This is a genomic window from Rhodococcus sp. 06-1474-1B, assembly GCF_002258885.1.
In the GTDB taxonomy this organism is placed as follows: domain Bacteria; phylum Actinomycetota; class Actinomycetes; order Mycobacteriales; family Mycobacteriaceae; genus Rhodococcoides; species Rhodococcoides fascians.
In genome coordinates, this window is sequence record NZ_NOYR01000036.1 from 47,954 (window position 1) to 63,903 (window position 15,950).

The 15,950-nt window shown below is 65.2% G+C and carries 19 protein-coding genes; 16 read left to right on the forward strand and 3 right to left on the reverse strand.

The window, feature by feature from the left end; genetic code table 11:
- The first annotated feature begins 43 nt into the window (after positions 1-43).
- The 11 genes from CH266_RS24930 (at position 44) to CH266_RS24975 (ending at position 10,192) form a co-directional block, all read left to right on the forward strand.
- Positions 44-682, forward strand: coding sequence for a hypothetical protein (locus CH266_RS24930; protein WP_094639456.1), 639 nt, complete (start codon positions 44-46; stop codon positions 680-682).
- Positions 679-1,515, forward strand: a complete 837-nt coding sequence (locus CH266_RS24935) for a hypothetical protein (protein ID WP_094688957.1) — start codon at positions 679-681, stop codon at positions 1,513-1,515. The genes CH266_RS24930 and CH266_RS24935 overlap by 4 nt, the downstream gene beginning before the upstream one ends.
- Complete coding sequence (locus tag CH266_RS24940) at positions 1,512-3,071, forward strand: hypothetical protein (RefSeq protein WP_094688956.1); 1,560 nt, start codon at positions 1,512-1,514, stop codon at positions 3,069-3,071. Before CH266_RS24935 ends, CH266_RS24940 begins: the two co-directional genes overlap by 4 nt.
- The gene (locus CH266_RS24945) at positions 3,068-4,573 is read left to right on the forward strand and encodes an SCO6880 family protein (protein ID WP_094688955.1); all 1,506 of its coding nucleotides are present in this window, start codon (positions 3,068-3,070) and stop codon (positions 4,571-4,573) included. Before CH266_RS24940 ends, CH266_RS24945 begins: the two co-directional genes overlap by 4 nt.
- A 54-nt stretch (positions 4,574-4,627) precedes the next feature.
- Positions 4,628-6,472 carry an ATP/GTP-binding protein gene (locus tag CH266_RS24950; protein ID WP_255176024.1) on the forward strand — a complete coding sequence of 615 codons (1,845 nt, stop codon included), beginning with the start codon at positions 4,628-4,630 and terminating at the stop codon, positions 6,470-6,472.
- Positions 6,472-6,837: a transposase gene (locus CH266_RS24955; RefSeq protein WP_094688954.1), complete on the forward strand. Its 366-nt coding sequence runs from the start codon at positions 6,472-6,474 to the stop codon at positions 6,835-6,837. Before CH266_RS24950 ends, CH266_RS24955 begins: the two co-directional genes overlap by 1 nt.
- Positions 6,834-8,465 carry a M23 family metallopeptidase gene (locus CH266_RS24960; RefSeq protein WP_094688953.1) on the forward strand — a complete coding sequence of 544 codons (1,632 nt, stop codon included), beginning with the start codon at positions 6,834-6,836 and terminating at the stop codon, positions 8,463-8,465. The genes CH266_RS24955 and CH266_RS24960 overlap by 4 nt, the downstream gene beginning before the upstream one ends.
- Positions 8,466-8,503: 38 nt before the next feature.
- Positions 8,504-8,905, forward strand: a complete 402-nt coding sequence (locus tag CH266_RS24965) for a hypothetical protein (RefSeq protein WP_094688952.1) — start codon at positions 8,504-8,506, stop codon at positions 8,903-8,905.
- A gap of 75 nt (positions 8,906-8,980) precedes the next feature.
- On the forward strand, positions 8,981-9,121 hold the full coding sequence (locus tag CH266_RS25630) for a hypothetical protein (RefSeq protein ID WP_155290488.1): 141 nt from the start codon (positions 8,981-8,983) through the stop codon (positions 9,119-9,121).
- Positions 9,118-9,666, forward strand: coding sequence for a hypothetical protein (locus CH266_RS24970; RefSeq protein ID WP_094688951.1), 549 nt, complete (start codon positions 9,118-9,120; stop codon positions 9,664-9,666). The genes CH266_RS25630 and CH266_RS24970 overlap by 4 nt, the downstream gene beginning before the upstream one ends.
- 49 nt (positions 9,667-9,715) lie before the next feature.
- Positions 9,716-10,192 carry a hypothetical protein gene (locus CH266_RS24975; protein ID WP_141214580.1) on the forward strand — a complete coding sequence of 159 codons (477 nt, stop codon included), beginning with the start codon at positions 9,716-9,718 and terminating at the stop codon, positions 10,190-10,192.
- A 78-nt stretch (positions 10,193-10,270) separates the two neighbouring features.
- On the opposite strand, the gene CH266_RS24980 is transcribed toward CH266_RS24975, so the two are convergent.
- The 3 genes from CH266_RS24980 to ligD form a co-directional block, all read right to left on the reverse strand.
- Positions 10,271-10,642, reverse strand: a complete 372-nt coding sequence (locus CH266_RS24980; protein WP_032407509.1) for a hypothetical protein — start codon at positions 10,640-10,642, stop codon at positions 10,271-10,273.
- A 41-nt stretch (positions 10,643-10,683) separates the two neighbouring features.
- Positions 10,684-11,052 carry a histone-like nucleoid-structuring protein Lsr2 gene (locus CH266_RS24985; RefSeq protein WP_094688949.1) on the reverse strand — a complete coding sequence of 123 codons (369 nt, stop codon included), beginning with the start codon at positions 11,050-11,052 and terminating at the stop codon, positions 10,684-10,686.
- Between the two features lie 90 nt (positions 11,053-11,142).
- Entirely contained in the window at positions 11,143-12,069 is a 927-nt protein-coding gene (gene ligD / locus CH266_RS24990; RefSeq protein ID WP_369597419.1) for a non-homologous end-joining DNA ligase, read from the reverse strand.
- A 100-nt stretch (positions 12,070-12,169) separates the two neighbouring features.
- Between ligD and CH266_RS24995 the strand changes: the two genes are divergently transcribed.
- The 5 genes from CH266_RS24995 to CH266_RS25015 all read left to right on the forward strand — a co-directional run.
- On the forward strand, positions 12,170-13,327 hold the full coding sequence (locus tag CH266_RS24995) for a tyrosine-type recombinase/integrase (RefSeq protein WP_217901027.1): 1,158 nt from the start codon (positions 12,170-12,172) through the stop codon (positions 13,325-13,327).
- 3 nt (positions 13,328-13,330) lie between these two features.
- Complete coding sequence (locus tag CH266_RS25000) at positions 13,331-13,663, forward strand: helix-turn-helix domain-containing protein (protein WP_170945395.1); 333 nt, start codon at positions 13,331-13,333, stop codon at positions 13,661-13,663.
- Between the two features lie 26 nt (positions 13,664-13,689).
- Positions 13,690-14,595: a site-specific integrase gene (locus tag CH266_RS25005; RefSeq protein ID WP_063216976.1), complete on the forward strand. Its 906-nt coding sequence runs from the start codon at positions 13,690-13,692 to the stop codon at positions 14,593-14,595.
- A gap of 157 nt (positions 14,596-14,752) precedes the next feature.
- On the forward strand, positions 14,753-14,983 hold the full coding sequence (locus tag CH266_RS25010) for a heavy-metal-associated domain-containing protein (protein WP_063216977.1): 231 nt from the start codon (positions 14,753-14,755) through the stop codon (positions 14,981-14,983).
- A gap of 34 nt (positions 14,984-15,017) precedes the next feature.
- Positions 15,018-15,950: P-type ATPase (locus CH266_RS25015; RefSeq protein WP_441347070.1), on the forward strand; the 933-nt coding region annotated here is incomplete at its 3' end.

A 15,950-nucleotide genomic window follows, 5' to 3' on the forward strand; every position in this document is an offset into this window, starting at 1 on the left:
TTCGCTGCACCCGAACTACATTCGACCCGAAAGGCCTCACCTGATGACCGTCTCCCGCACACTCCGGATCGCCGCGACAGCGGCGACCGTCCTCGCACTCGCTGCGTGCGGATCCGGCAACGACGACGCCCCTACCGCCACCCCGGACGCAGCACCCGATCTGCGCTCCGCCCCGGCCGAACTGACCTGGCGCGAGGTCGCGGGAGTGTCTGTGCCGACCTCACGGATCGACGGGCCCTTCGCCGGAACATCGGTGAACCGCAGCGGATACGCACAAACCCCGCAAGGCGCTGTCCTGGCCGCGATCAACGGACAGACCGCACTCGCCGTCGCCGACGACCGCGCCTGGCCGGACGTGGTCAACACCGTCACCGCACCCGGACCGGGCCGCGACGAATTCGCGGCCGCCCGCACCGCCGTCACCGTCTCCGGATCGGTCCCCGCCGACGCGGCACCGAAGTTCGTCGGGTTCGAGGTCACCGACTACAGCGACGACCCGCTCTCAGCGGCAGTGTCGGTCGCCCAAACCATCGGTACCGACACCCAGCTCTATGCCTACCCGGTTGCGCTGCAATGGATATCGGATGACTGGCGGATCGTCCTACCGACCGCCGAGGAGAACATCGACGCCGTCGAACTGGACTCCATCGACGGCTACACCACCCTGGAGCGCACCTCATGAGCCGCCGCATCCGCACCATCCTGATCGGCGTTGCGGCGCTCGTCGTCGTCGCAATCGTCGGTGCGATCGTCTTCATCGTCCCGAACATGAACGACGACGACACCCCACCGGCCACGGCTGCACCGTCGACCACCGAACCCACGCCCAGCGACCCGTCCGGATCGGGCAGCAACGGCCAACGAGGTTTCGGCACACCCGTCGTCGACGTACTCGGCCGCAAGGTCACCGTCCCCAACAACCCGATCGGGCAGCCTCTGCCACAGACCGCTCCGGAACCGCGGATCGAATGCACTCCGACCAACACACCCGTCACCTCACCGGCCGGAGTACAGATCCAACAGACCGCCTCACTTCCGCTGCTGGTCTCGACCACAGACGGACCCACCGCGGTGACCGGCAACGTACCCACCGGTTACACACAGACTCCCCAGGGGGCAGCCCTGGCCGGGTGGAATTGGGTGGCAACGACGTACGGTCCCGGTCCGGTGGCAAAAGACGCCTACGAGCTCCTCACGGTGCACACCGACGAACTCGATCGCGGTGCCGCTGCCGAAGCGTGGGACTCGCCCGGTCAAGACGCCGCCACTGGTTTTCCCGCTCCGGTGGCGTTCCGTATCGGAAGTTGCACTTCTGATTTCGCGTCAGTCGAATTCGCCATCGAAGTTCCCATCGACGACAACGGGCAACGCCGCACCACCCCTGTCTACACAGTCCTGCGCACGTCGATGTTCTACGACGGCGGTACCTGGAGGAGCCGGCTCGACAAACGCTCCGTCGCCACCGACACCGACATCACCGACATCAGTTCCTTCACTCCCTGGAGCTTCGCGTGACGCGCCCGAACGTCTTCGAGCGAATCCGACGCGGTGCGATTCGGTTCCTTCTTCTCGCGGTGGTCACCGTCGCGATCATCGCGGGAAGCAACGCCGTCGCGTACGCCCAGGACCCACCGCCCGTTCCTGGAATCGCAGATATCGCAAACCAAGGCAACGACTTTCAGAAGGATCGCCGGGAATGCCTGGACAAGGCGCGCGAGGACTCGACCTGGATCGGTGACCAACTCAACAGCGTGACCGGTGACGCACTCCCTCAGGTGTTCTGCCTCTCCAACTCGTTCGAGGACAATCCCGGTGACGCGATCTCCACTGCCGTCTCCTCCGCATCGTCCGCGTTCTGGGGTGACCCCGTCGGTGACTTCACCAAAGCCGTGATGGAAGGCAACAGCCAGGCATTCCGCACCGTCATGACCTTCTGGATGTCCTCGGGCATACCAGGACTCGCCGCCGAGAACGCCATGTCGGGGCTACGCAACATCATCACCGGATTCACCCTCGTCGCCTTGTTCGCCTCGATCGTCATCGCGATGACCAAACTCGCCATCGCCCGCAAACAAGCAGTGATGGAAGGAGCCACCGAAACAGCCAGCATGCTGGTCCGCACGGTCATCACTGTCTCGCTGCTGCCGATCCTGGTGTTGATGTTCCACCAAGTCGGAGACGTCGCCTCGGCCTACGCGCTCGAGAAGTTCGTCAGCGGCGATCTGAACCAAAAGATCACCGCCATCACCGCGTTCGACGACAAGACCGGCCTCGGCCCGATACTCGCTCTCGCCTGCGCCGGGTTCGCGTTCCTCGGTTCGGTTGCCCAGCTCATCGCACTGCTGATCCGTGAGGCCGTGCTGTGCGTCGTCGTCGCCGTCATCCCGCTCGCCGCCGCAGCGTCGGCCACCGGCACCGGGCGTAGCTCCTACAAGTCGATGATCGCGTTCACTCTCGGCGCGCTGCTGTTCAAGCCGGTAGCGACGCTGCTGTATCTGTTCGCGTTCTGGGCATCCTCGGCGTCGAGCTCGGATCAGATCGCCACGGTCATCATCGGCTCGATCCTGCTGGCCGTCGTCGGGTTCTCCCTGCCCACCTTGGTCAAGATCGTCGCTCCCGCAGCTGAAACCATCTCCGCCGGTGGCCGCGAAGTCGGACAGGTCAGCTCAGCCGGTGGCGCGGTGATGGGCAGTACCGCTAGGGCCGGGTCGCGTGCCCTCGGGGCAGCGGCCAACACCGTCGCCGGATCCTCCGGTGGCGGCGGCAAAGGTGGGTCCTCGGGTGGGAACGGCACCGGCGCACGTTCCACCCCCGGATTTCAGGGCCGCTACAACGGTGGATCGAGTCCCTCCCACGCAGGTGCATCGTCCGGGCCGATGGGTGCAGCCCGCAGAGTCGGCTCGGCCGTCAGTTCGGCAGGACGCACCGCATCCTCGGCAGGCCTGCGTGGGGCAGCCGGGGCACTCAAAGCCGCAGGCAACGCCGGCCGCACCGCAGGCTCGATCTCGAACACCCTCGGCTCCGCTGCAGAAGGTGCAGTCGGCAACTACCACGGACGGATCCAACGATGACCACACAGCTCGAAGCGCCGTACGAGCCGCCGATCTACTCGGCCGGCAACCGGCCGCAGAGCACGTTCGCGTTCGGCCTACCTACGAAGGTAATCGCCTACGGCGCAGGATTTTTCGCGGTCTCGTTCGCGGTCCTGATCTTCGGAAACGTCCTCTTCGGACTCGCGTTGATGGGTGTCGGCGCAGTGATCCTCACCCCGCTGGTCATCGCGCCGAACGGCCGAACCCTCTACGAGACAGGACAACTGAGAATGCAATGGTTTCGCCGCAAGCACGTCGACAAGTCCACCGAATACCACGCAGGACCGCACTCGAGGATCCCCGGTGGCCGATACAAACTCCCCGGACTGCTCGCCCGCACCAAGGTCTACATGGGAATCGACCGGCACGGCAACGAATTCGGAATGATCCACAACCCCGACGATCACCGCTACACCGTCGTCTTCGACGCCCTCCCCGGCGGTGACGAAGCAATCGTTCAGCGCGACAAGGATCTCTACACCGCCGACTGGGGTGTCTACCTCGCCGATCTCGGCCTGCCCGGCGACATCGTCGGCGCGGTGGTGGTGGTGGAGAACATTCCCGCCACCGGGCTGCGGCTGGCGCGGCGAGCAGAACACGAACTCGTCGACGCCGCACCGCCGTTGGCGGCGACGTTCGTCCAGCAGTCCGCCGTCCGGATGCCGTCCGGTCGCCACCGCACCCTCGCGCGGTTGTCGATCACCCTCCGCGCCACCACCAAAGAGCGGCAGAAGGACCCCGAGGAGATGGCCACCGAGCTGGCCCGTCGTCTGCCGGATCTGTACGAGTCACTCTCCGGTGCCGGGATCGATGCCCAGCCGATGACCGCCGCCGAGATCACCGCGGCCGTGCACCGCTCCTACAACCCGTCGACCGAGAACGACTTCGAGGAACTCGAGATCTCCGGCGAAGAGCACGGTGTCGACTGGGACGACGCCGGACCGGGACGTGCGAAGACCGAGTGGGGTCACTACCGCCACGACGGTGGCGTCTCGGTCGTCTGGGAGATGGCCGCGCCTCCGGAATCGGTGTTCACAGACACCGTCCTCAAACCGTTGCTGCAGCCGCACGACGACCTCCCGCGCAAGCGCCTCACTCTCGTCTACCGCCCCTACACCGCCGGGGACGCCGCGAAGAAGGTCGACAAGCAGCACCGAGACGCGCTGCACGCGATCAATTCTCGCGGCAACAAGATCACCTCCGCCGGGTCGGAGAAGCGCCACGAGATCGCCGAGCAGGCACGCCGGGAAATGGTCTCCGGAGCCGGATACGAACGCTATTCGGCGCTGCTGACGATCACCGTCGGCTCGGTCGACGAGATCGCCAACGCCGCCGCCGTCACCGAATCACTCGCTGCCCGCTCCCGGCTGCGGCTGCGCCGCGCGTTCGCCTTCCAGGATGCCGCGTTCGTCGCCGGTCTCGGTGTGGGTGTGCTGCTGCCCGATCAGATCTCGACCTCGATCCTGGTGCGCCGCAGCTAGACGCTGTTCGCCCACACCGGCCCATACCCCTGCGTGAGAAAGAGACTCCCGACGATGACCATGACCGCCGACCGACCCGACTCGGGATACAGCGATGGCGACCTGCACTTCGAGACCGACACTGCGCAGCCGTCGGCGTTCGTCCGCTGGATCATCGGCGACACCGACTACGCCGCGCTCGCCGCAGCCGTCGCGACCGGTGACGCCGAAGAGCCCTACAAGCTCTCGCGACGCGGCATCGGCCTGACTCGGTGGCGCAACGAGAACCCGGTCAGCAACCAAGCCTTCATTCAAGAGGCCGCCTCGGACCAGTTGTGGCGGGAGTCGTTGTCCTCGACCACACGCGGGCTCAAGGGTGCCGGTGGTGGCCGAATGGCCACCGTCCCGGCCCCGATCGAGTACGAAGCGACCTCGGTGCAGATGTGCGGGCTCAACCCGTGGGCGATCGGCGCGGCCGCGCCCTCGTCGGGGACCATCGTCGGTCAGCACGCCATCACCGGCAACGCCGTCTCGTGCGATCCGTTCGCGTACTTCCGCGACAAGCTCATCGGAAACCCCTCGATGTTCGTCCTGTCCCTGCCAGGCCTGGGGAAGTCGACGCTGATCCGCAAGATCCTCCTCGGGGCGTGCGGATGGGGACAGACCCCCATCGTCGCCGGCGACATCAAAGGCGAATACGTCAAGCTCACCCGCCTGCTCGGCGGGCAGGTGATCACCCTCGGGCACGGCGGCGGGCACCTCAACCCGCTCGCCGCCGGGGCCCTCGGGCAGGCCGTCGTCCGCGCGATCGCCGCCCGCGACGAAGCCACCGACCCAGCCCGGATCGCCGAGCTCGACGAGCTGATCGACGTCGCCACCATCACCATCTCCACCCGTCAGATCAACGCCGTCTGCGCCTTGGTCGAGCTGATCCGCTACGACACCCACTCGGTGAAGGCCTTCGAGAATTCCTTGATCGGGATCGCGCTGCGCGAGCTGTACGCCAACGGCGGATTCTCCTACACCCACCCGCCGCTGCTCAAAGACCTCTACGCCCGCATCGACGCCGGATCACCGGCCATGCTCCAAGCGGCGTACAAGACCGATCGTGACGGCTACCGCGAGGCCATCACCGAACTGATGCAGGCCCTCGGCGCACTGACCTCAGGGCCACTCGGGGACATCTTCGCCGACCACACCACCGAACCGATCGACCTCGACGCACCGATGATCTGCATCGACGTCTCCTCCCTCGACCGCGGCGACACCACCCTCAAAGCGGCCGTGATGCTCTCCTGCTGGGCCGACGCCTACGGCACCGTGGAAGCGGCGCACCTGCTCGCCGACGCAGGCCTGGACCGTCAACGCCTGTTCCTGATGGCCCTCGACGAGCTGTGGCAGGTCATCGGTGCCGGACCGGGCATGGTCGCCCGCGTCAACGAGATCACCCGCCTCAACCGCACCGACGCGACCGGGCTGCTGATGATCACCCACACCGGCCGCGACCTCGAAACCCTGCCCACCGAAGCCGATATCAAGACCGCGAAGGGCTTCATCGACCGCGCCGGCATGGTCGTGTGCGGCGGCCTGCCGATCGGTGAGGTCGAGCGCCTCTCGGGGGAGCTGAAGTTCACCGACGCCGAAGCGGGCATGGTCACCTCCTGGTCACGAGGGGCAGCGCTACGCGGATCCGAACGCCGCACCGTCCGCAACCCGATCGGCCGCGGGAAGTTCCTGATCAAGGTCGCCAAGGACAACACCCCCGGCATCCCCATCCAGACCATCCTCACCGACGTCGAATACGACACCGGAGTCCACGACACCAACGCCCGCTTCGCGGAGTACTTCGCCGGCCAGCACCACGAACTCGACGATGCAGATGCCTACGGCAACGACTCCGAACTGGTCGGTGCGCGGTGATGCTCGCCGACGATCCCCGCGATCATCGGCGAGCCGAGTTCCCCGCCGAGACCCGGCAATGGGTATTGACCGAGTACGAGAAGTCTCGCCAGAACTACGCCTCGCGCGCCGAATGTGTTGCAGTCCTTGCACGAGCGATCGGAGCGCACGAGAACACCGTGACACGGTGGGTCAAGGACAAGTTCGGATCCTCCCGGTCCCCGGCGTCCGATGACGTCGCCGCGAAGCTACGGGCGGCCGAAGCCGAGATCGGGCGGCTCCGCAGCGAGAACCGCACTCTCACCGAACGACTCGCCGCCTGCTCGCCGCGCTCGATCACCACCCAATCCTACGGCTCGCACTCGTTCGGGGCGGCTGCGCTGTGAAGAAGGGCGGCGCGATCGCGCTGAGCGTGGTGCTCGCACTGTCGCTGTTCGTGGTCCTGTTCGTCACCACCGGCGTCCGAGAAGAAGTACCCACCAACTGCATTCCCGGGAAAGGTATCTCCGCGGCTGCAGGCGGTGTTCCGGCCGGGTCCTTCTCCAAGCCGATGAAGACCTCCGAAGCACAGCTGACGAGCCCGTTCGGGTCACGGTGGGGAACGATGCACAAGGGCATCGACCTCGCCGGGCCCGTCGGCACCCCGATCTACGCCTACGCCGACGGCACCGTCACGCAAGCCGGACCCGCCGACGGGTTCGGGATGTGGATCGTCCTCGAACACAACATCGACGGCCAGATCGTCTCCACCGTCTACGGGCACATGTTCCCCGACGGTGTCCTGGTCAAGCCTGGCGAGCACGTCACCGCCGGTCAGCACATCGCCGACGAAGGCAACAACGGCGACACCACCGGCGCGCACCTGCACTTCGAGTACCACACCGGCCCCTGGTCACCCGACAACGCGATCGACCCGCAGCCGTTCTACGAAGCCGCCGCCGAACCCGGCAGCGGACAGACCGGTCAGAGTCCACTGCCGACGCCGTCGACGACCGCACCGACCTCGCCCGCCCCGAACGGCGGCACCGCGGAAATGGCAGCGCTGCCCGCCAATGTCGGCTCCGAAGAGCACTTCCAGGTCGACACCGTCCGCGTCGCCCGCGCCATCCACGCCAAGTTCCCGCAGATCACCACCATCGGCGGGTGGCGAGCCGACGGCGGCGGATTCGACGACCACCCCTCCGGCCGCGCAGCCGACATCATGATCGACAACTGGTCCTCCGAGGAAGGAAAAGCACTCGGCGACCAGGTCAAGGACTACCTGTGGGCGAACCGCGACTACCTCCAGATCGAATACATGATCTGGCGACAGGAATACATCCCCTCCCAAGGTGAACCGAACACCATGGAGGACAGGGGATCTCCCACCCAGAACCACTTCGACCACGTCCACGTCACCACCGTCGGCCACGGCGCACCGGCACCCGGCCAGACCTACGGGCCCGTCCCCGGCGGCGGCGGATCCGCACCGAAAGCCACAGGCAACTGCACCACCGCACCCGGTGCCGGTCTCGGTGATCACGCGAACCTCGCCGCCGGCCAGATCCCTCCCGAGTTCGAGCCGTGGCTCGCCCTCTCGGCCGCTCAGTGCCGCGAGCTCTCACCCGCGATCCTCGCCGCTCAGCTCAAACAGGAATCCGGCTTCACACCGGGCCTGACCAGCCCGGCCGGGGCCGAAGGGTATGCGCAATTCCTCCCCGGAACGTGGGCGTCGTTCGGTTTCCCCGTCGACGATCAGGGCGTCGTCACCGGGGCAGCGGGGGAGGGGGATCCCAACGACATCGGCGACGCCGTCATGGCGCAGGGCCGCTACAACTGCTCGGTCGCAGACACCCTACGACCGGGTATCGAATCCGGTGCCATCACCGGCGATCCCGTCGAACTGATGCTCGCCGGATACAACGCCGGCCCCGGAGCGGTCCAACAGTTCGGCGGCATCCCGCCCTACTCGGAGACCCAGAACTACGTCACCACCATCACCGCCACCGCATCCGATTACGACCTGGCTCGATAGCCCTCACCGACCACGCACGACCGAAGGAGACAACGGCCATGGCCACCAGCACACCCCACCGCACGGCATACGAATTGGGACCCCACGACGTGCACCGAGCGCTCGTCGCGCTCGGCGTGACCGCAGTCGTCATCTGGCTGGCCTGGTCCGTTCCCGTAGCGAATTGGGTCCTACCGTCCGCAGACACCATCGAAGAGAACGCCGGCCGCCTCGAAGCAACAGAGGACGCCCTCGGCCAGGGATGGTGGGCGATCATCGTGGTCACCGTCGCCCTGGCTATCGGGAGTGTGTTGGCGGTCGGAATCGACTACATGCGGGGTAGGAACTGGACGGTCACCGCCCTGAAGAAAGCAATCGCTGTGGCATCGACTCTCCTGGCGATGTGGGCGATCTGGACTGTCAGCGTGTTCGCCGCTGCGGGAGTCAACATCCTCGGATAGAGCAACCGCCGACCCGCGCAGATGTGTCGGTACCCGTTGCGACACTGACCATCATCGAATCGAAGGAGCACAGACATGGCACACATCCTCGACCGCACCGACACCCACGGACCCGTCACCGGCTGGCTCGAAGTCATCGCCAAAGCCGCTGCACTGGGACAAATTTCCGACACCGATCCAGCCGATGCACTCGATTCCCAGGAACGCTCGAGATGAACCGCACAGCGACAATCGTTCTCGCGTGCTTCGGCATCGTCGGCGCGGTGACCATAGCCGCCGCAATCGTGTTCTTCTCACGTGGTTCGGACACACCCCCGCGTGCGGGCACCGACGCCGGAATTGCCATCGACCCCTCGGCCACGGACCCGGCCGGAGTAGCAACGTCCGTCATGTCCGGTGTGTACACATGGCAACCAGCAGTACAGGATTCACCGTGGGAAGCCCTGCACGAGCAGCGAGACAACCTCACAGGGCCGATGGCCACCGCGGCCGCAGCACGCCCGATTCCAGCGCCGCAACCGATGTCGGAGTGGTCCGCGTGGTCCCGCAGCAGCGACATCGTCACCGCAATCACCACACTCGACGGCGAGCCCTCCATAGGCACCGGCAAAGCCACTGTCCCAGTTGTGATCTCGCAGACCGTGCAGCACACCAGCGGCGAGATCACCCCGTACACCGCATACACGGCCACCGTCGACCTCGAACGCACGGACCACGGTTGGAAAGTCGCGAACTACCGCCTGGACAACGCCAGCCGGTAGAGGTGCCGGCAGACACCATCAACCGCGAGCGCAGAAGACGAGGGTACCCATGGGCCACGACAGAAACGCCACACCAGAGAAGATCGAACAAGGAGAGACCACAATGTCGGATACCAGGATCCCCGACGACGCCAAAGACCCTGCCCGTGATGAACAACCAGGTCCAACCAACGAGGCGGACCCGCACTACGGCCACGAAGACTGGGCCCCCGGACCCACCGGCCGCTGGTTCACAGCTACCGAGCTGATCGACTGGGGGTACAAGCCTGAGGCGTTAAGACGCCTTTTCGGCCCCCACGTCGAGGGACCAGACGAAATTCAAGGCTGGCTCATCGACCACGTCCAACACATCGAAGAAACCATCATCTACCGTGCCGTAGAGCTCCTCGAAAGCACCTTTCAGCCTGACCGCCTGCGAAAGATGATTCCCGCCCCGCCCGACGCAGACCAAGATCTATCGGACGCCGAAGTAGCCGCCATGGTCGATGCGCTTCCACCTACGGTGACAGCGACCGCCTCGAATTAGCGCGATGACACAGAAGGTGCGCACGAACTCGCCACACCAGTCCGCGAGAGCAGCAAGAAAGCAATTGAACAGCTGATCTCAGAAGAACGCGAGCTGTGCCTCGTCGACGCGACGACGAGCTGCACGCACTCTGCGTGATCGGGGCACCGAATCGGCGAGGGGCGGCGAAGCAACCGGGGGAGCGGAGCCGACTGTGCCGAGGCCGGCACCTGCTCGTCGTACCAATTCGGCGCGAATCCGAGAGCGTTCGCGTTCACGGGCGCGGCCGGTCTCCGTATTGCGGATGCTCCACTCCGACTCCCACGCAGCCGACCCTGGTGTCGGCGCGGCCAACGCCCGGTCGGTCAACCGATCGAGTAGTTGATCGAGCCTGTCGATCAGAACCTCGGCGAGCTCGTCGAGCACGTTATTGGGCACCGCAGCCGCGTCGACGGACTCGCACTCGCTCACACGCGACACTGTAGGGCCGACCACCGACAGGGTCGCGGTACTCAGTGGGCTGAGTTGTACGCCTCTTCGATCGCAGCGGGGATCCGACCGCGATCGCTGATCTCGTAACCCTCGTCGGCCGCCCACTGCCGGATCGCGCGTGTCTGCGCCGGATCACGCGTGGCCGGTGTCCCGGTCTTCGCGGGCGTCGCCGCGCCGGCGGGGGAGGGCTTACGCTTGCGGCCACCGACCCGCGTCGAATGCTCGATGTAGTAGTCGAGCTTCCTGTGAAACTCGGTGGCGTTCTTCGCTTTCAGGTCGATCACATACTCGACACCGTTGACCGCGAATTCGATCGTTTCGCCGGATTCGTCGTCGATGACCGACCCGTCGATATCGTCCACCAATTGGGTTGTCACTCGTTTGGCCACAGCCGAAAAACCCTTCGATCACACACAATGCCTACGGACTCGGATACCCGGCCAGCGTAACCAACGAATGTGGCGATGAGCTGCACCCTTTCAAGTCACGACATCATGGGGAGCGATATCGGATCGGATTCCTTTGAATGCGGGATGCCGTAAACGCCCCGTTGCCGATTGTTCGCGATATTCCACGGTCGCCACCAATTCCGGTGCCACCCACGACACCCCGACCGTGTCGGCGCGCGGAACCGGACCGTGCAGCGCACTGTCCGAACGAGTGCGATCAGCAAGCGCGCTCCGCAGCTCACGGCGCATCCGATCAGTGAAACCCGTTCCCACACGACCGATGTAGACCAACTCGCCCGCCTCGTCGTACGCTCCGAGGAGCAGCGCCGCCAGTGTCCCGCCAGCGCGGCCGCCCGTCGGAACCCATCCGCAAATCACGCCTTCGCGTGTGTTCCGGATCGGTACCTTGATCCACGACGGCGACCGGATCCCCGATCGGTACACCGACTCAGCCTTCTTCGCCACGACCCCCTCGATACCGTTGTCGGCGGCAATGCCCATCAACGTCTCGCCGTCGATTCCCGTCATAGTCGGCGGCACCTGCACTCGCCGCCCGTCGGCCACGCCGAGACCTTCGAGCAGCGCACGGCGCTGCGTGTAGGGCAGCGTCCGGACCGATTCGCCGTCGACGTCGAGGACATCGAAGACGAAATACGTCACCGGGGTCGACCGCAGCAACGCCGCCGACGGCCGCGCGACATGCATTCGGCGTTGCAGCAACCCGAAATCGGGCCGACCGCCCGAATCCAGTGCCACCAACTCGCCGTCAAGGATCATCGATCGACCCGCCGTCGTCTCCGACAACGCCGCCGCCACATCCGGGAACGAGGCGGATATGTCGTTTCCGTTGCGCGAGAACAGCTTCACCCGCGATGCGCCGTCGACAACGCTGACCCCACGTTGGCCACTGGAGTCCGCACGGGTTCGATCGGCTGCCAGGAACCGGTGTAAGCCCAGGTTCCCTGGTCAGAGCAACGATTCTTCTTCATTCCGTGGTCGCTCAAATTTCATCAGTTACTCGTAGATTCTGCGAGTTCCTCGCATAAGTTCACTGTTCGTGTCAGATTTCGCTACTCGTCGGCAGCGACGTATCGCTGCCGACGGCGCATCGAGTGCCGCGCGGGTCGGCAGCGGGGAACTTGCGGACGTCGAATCGCTGCAGCGGCTGGCGTCGGCGTCAGGGGACGACGAACACGACTTCTTCCGTAACACGCTGGTCGAATACGGATGGGCCAGAGATGTGGCGGGTCTGAGCCCCGCGACGTTGCAGAGAATCATGTATCCCGTGATCGAGATATGCGATTACTTCGATTGCGTGCCATGGCGATTGACCCAGCAGCAGTTCGATCAGTACTTCGCCGGTCCCGGCAAACGCAGTCACGCAACCATCCGCAAGAAGACAGTTCAGATCGACAACTACTACCGATTCCTCGAGCACCGCTACGCCGGCGAGCTGCTCCGAGCGTTCGGCGTCGGTGTCGAGTCACCGGTCGACCCGTTCAACCGGCCGAGGCACAGGGGTGATTTCGCGCTGCGGATTCCTCCCACTCGACGAGCGATGACAGCGTTCTTCGCCGACTGGAGAGACGCCCTGCCACGCTCTCGCAAGTACCACGTGAGCGCACGCGACTACACCATGGCGAAGATTGCGTACTTGTCCGGTGTGCGGGCGTCGGAGCTGTGTGCGGTGAAGATCGGCGACATCCATTGGGAAGCGGGACAGTGGGGCCGCTTCGTCGTCGTGGGTAAGGGTGCCCGCGGATCGGGTCCACGCGAACGGCAAGCTTTTCTCTTCGAAGAGGGGAGAGAGCTGCTGTGGTGGTATCTCGAGCAGGTCCGGGGCGAGTTCTGCGACGACCCGACCGACGCGGGCGCACCGTTGTGGCCATCGGAACGCTTGCCGACCGCCGTCGCGGCGCTCAACCTCGCCGTTGCACCCGCCATTCAACCCTCGACATTTCGCCGCAATCTCAAAGCTGCATCGCACCATCACCTCAACGGCCCGGTGCGCGAGCTCTACCCCCATCTGTTGCGTCATGCCTGCGCTACCCACAACTACCAACGAGGAATGCCCTTGTGGGATGTGCAGAAGATGCTCGGTCACGAATGGGCAAGCACCACTGTGGGCTATCTGGCGTCGGCAGGAGCCGACCCGGAACGGTCCGTCATCGAGTCGACACAACGCGCCGTGCGGCGCTTGAGTACGGAGAATTAGAAGATGAAATGGAATTTGCGCATGGTTGCGGCGCAACGCGACATCTGGCGTCCGACGCAGCTGCTCAAAGCATTCGAGCAGGTCGACTTCCATCCGTCATTGAGCAAGACTGCGGCCCTGTGGTCTTCGGCGCCGATCACGATCCGACTCGATGACCTGGACAAGATCTGTGCGGCGTTGAACTGCACTGTCGGTGATCTGATGCTGGCGGAAGCTGTTCACGACGCGGATCTCGACGCAGCTCCAGCACGCGCAATCGGCGATCGGTCGGGCCCTGCCGCACCCACTGCCGGGGCCCGGAAGCGCGGAGCCCGCCGCGTTCCACCTCCCAACTGATGTCGGGACGAAACCCTGCCGATGGGGTGGCGGCACGCAATGCCGCCCGGCACACCGAGCGCACGATACGGATGATCGAGCAGACACCCGCGCAGTTCCGTGACGACGTGCAGGCGTGGGTCACTGCGCTGGGCGGCCGCGGTCGACGTAAATCCAGACCGTTGACGGCAGTGACGATTGCCCTCTATCTCAATTTCGCGCTACCGGTCTTGCAGGAATGGGCTGAGACACACCAAAGTCTGCGATCTGTCGATACTGTCGACATCGAGCGCGCTCTCAGCCGTCACTCAGGGCAGTCGAGACATAACGTGCACACGGCCCTGAGGTCGCTCTTTCGCGGACTCAAACGCGAACGTCGCATCTTCGCCGACCCTGCCCGAGAGGTCGCTGGTCGGTACACCCGCAGGATCCTCAGACCGTTACGATCCGATCGCGTACATGGGCTCTTCGATCAGCTGACCAGGCCCGATGACCGGGTGATTCTGGCGCTCGTCGCGGTCCACGCGCTGACGATCGAAGAGGTCATCGGCTTCCGACTCGACCATCTCGACCGTTCGGCAGGACGAGCAACCGTCACCCGGCCACACACCCGCCACACGTTCTGGTTGGACGAGTTCACCGCCGAGGTGCTCCGCGACTGGCTGATCTACCGTCAGCGTCGGTGGCCGACGAGCACGAATCCGTACTTGCTGATTACCCGGGTGACTGCGCCTACCGCGCTGCCGGGCAGTCGCCACTACATCACCCGCCCATTCCGTGACCTCGGCATCACCGCCCGCGAACTGCGTGTCGATCGCATCCTCGACGAGGCCGCCCACAGCGGCGACCCGGTTGCCCTGATGACCGTGTTCGGTATCGGCACCACCACAGCGGTGCGCTATGTCAGGACCGCGCACCCTGGCCGATTCGACGTAGACCCCACTGCACCCTGACTCGATTCGAAGTTCAGCCAACGGACCGGTCGTCGCCGCAGGTTCGTAAACCGCTCGACGCAGCCAACGGCCTTCCGAAACATACGGGGAGGGGGTATGGTCTGACACGTTAGCCAGATACCCCTAGGGGGTATAGAGACAGTCGGAGGAGCGCGACATGATCACCACGCACTACAAAGTCACGGGCATGACCTGCGGCCACTGCGAAGCGTCGGTCCGGGAAGAAGTCGGTGCTGTGGTCGGGGTCGACACGGTCGAAGCATCAGCGTCGGCAGGAACGCTGACGGTGACGAGCATCGGCGAGCCCGACCACGCCCGGGTCATTGCCGCCGTTCGCGATGCCGGATACGCAGCCGAACCGCAAACCGCAGATTCGCCTACCGCGTAACCGCTGAAGTCGTTGCAGGAAGAGGTATTTCGCGATGAACAACCACACGCATTCTGACGTCGGAACGGCTAAGAGAGCTGGCGCGCAGTCGGGGCACGACACGTCCGAACGCAGCGCAGGCCACACCGGACACGGCGAGCACTCCGAACACGGAGGACACACAGGGCATACCGGGCACGGTGGCCATGCCGGTCACGGCGATCACGTCGGTCACGGCGAGCACTCCGAACACGGAGGACACACAGGGCATACCGGGCACGGTGGCCATGCCGGTCACGGCGATCACGTCGGTCACGGCGATCACGTCGGCATGTTCCGTCGTCTGTTCTGGATCATGCTGGTCCTCGCCGTTCCGGTGATCGTGGCATCGAACATGTTTGCGATGCTTCTCGGATACTCACTGCCGGACGCGTCGTGGATCGCCTGGGTCTCCCCGACGCTCGGCACCGTGATGTACGCCTGGGGCGGATCCCCCTTCCTCACCGGCGCAGTCAGCGAAATCCGTTCCCGTGCACCGGGAATGATGCTGCTCATCGCCCTCGCGATCACCGTCGCATTCGTCGCGTCGATGGGAGCGAGCCTCGGCCTGCTCGATCATCAGCTCGACTTCTGGTGGGAACTGGCGCTGCTGATCGTGATCATGCTGCTCGGGCACTGGATCGAAATGCGATCCCTCGCGCAGACCACCTCCGCTCTGGACTCACTGGCGGCGCTGCTCCCGGACACCGCCGAACGCGTCGACGGCGACGATGTGGTGCCGGTGTCCCCGGCCGAGCTGCAGCGCGGTGATGTCGTCGTCGTGCGCCCCGGCGGCCGAGTACCGGCGGACGGCACCATCGTCTCCGGATCGGCGAGCATGGACGAGTCCATGATCACCGGCGAATCACGCACCGTCCGCCGCAGCGACGGCGACCAAGTTGTCGCCGGCACGGTAGCCACCGACTCCGGTCTGCGCGTCCAGGTCACC

Excerpts from the sequence above, each read along its gene's own strand:
- CH266_RS24930 (WP_094639456.1), top strand. The coding sequence starts at position 44 with ATGACCGTCTCCCGCACACTCCGGATCGCCGCGACAGCGGCGACCGTC.
- CH266_RS24935 (WP_094688957.1), top strand. The coding sequence starts at position 679 with ATGAGCCGCCGCATCCGCACCATCCTGATCGGCGTTGCGGCGCTCGTC.
- CH266_RS24945 (WP_094688955.1), top strand. The coding sequence starts at position 3,068 with ATGACCACACAGCTCGAAGCGCCGTACGAGCCGCCGATCTACTCGGCC.
- CH266_RS24950 (WP_255176024.1), top strand. The coding sequence starts at position 4,628 with ATGACCATGACCGCCGACCGACCCGACTCGGGATACAGCGATGGCGAC.
- CH266_RS24955 (WP_094688954.1), top strand. The coding sequence starts at position 6,472 with ATGCTCGCCGACGATCCCCGCGATCATCGGCGAGCCGAGTTCCCCGCC.
- CH266_RS24965 (WP_094688952.1), top strand. The coding sequence starts at position 8,504 with ATGGCCACCAGCACACCCCACCGCACGGCATACGAATTGGGACCCCAC.
- CH266_RS25630 (WP_155290488.1), top strand. The coding sequence starts at position 8,981 with ATGGCACACATCCTCGACCGCACCGACACCCACGGACCCGTCACCGGC.
- CH266_RS24970 (WP_094688951.1), top strand. The coding sequence starts at position 9,118 with ATGAACCGCACAGCGACAATCGTTCTCGCGTGCTTCGGCATCGTCGGC.
- CH266_RS24975 (WP_141214580.1), top strand. The coding sequence starts at position 9,716 with ATGGGCCACGACAGAAACGCCACACCAGAGAAGATCGAACAAGGAGAG.
- CH266_RS25000 (WP_170945395.1), top strand. The coding sequence starts at position 13,331 with ATGAAATGGAATTTGCGCATGGTTGCGGCGCAACGCGACATCTGGCGT.
- CH266_RS25010 (WP_063216977.1), top strand. The coding sequence starts at position 14,753 with ATGATCACCACGCACTACAAAGTCACGGGCATGACCTGCGGCCACTGC.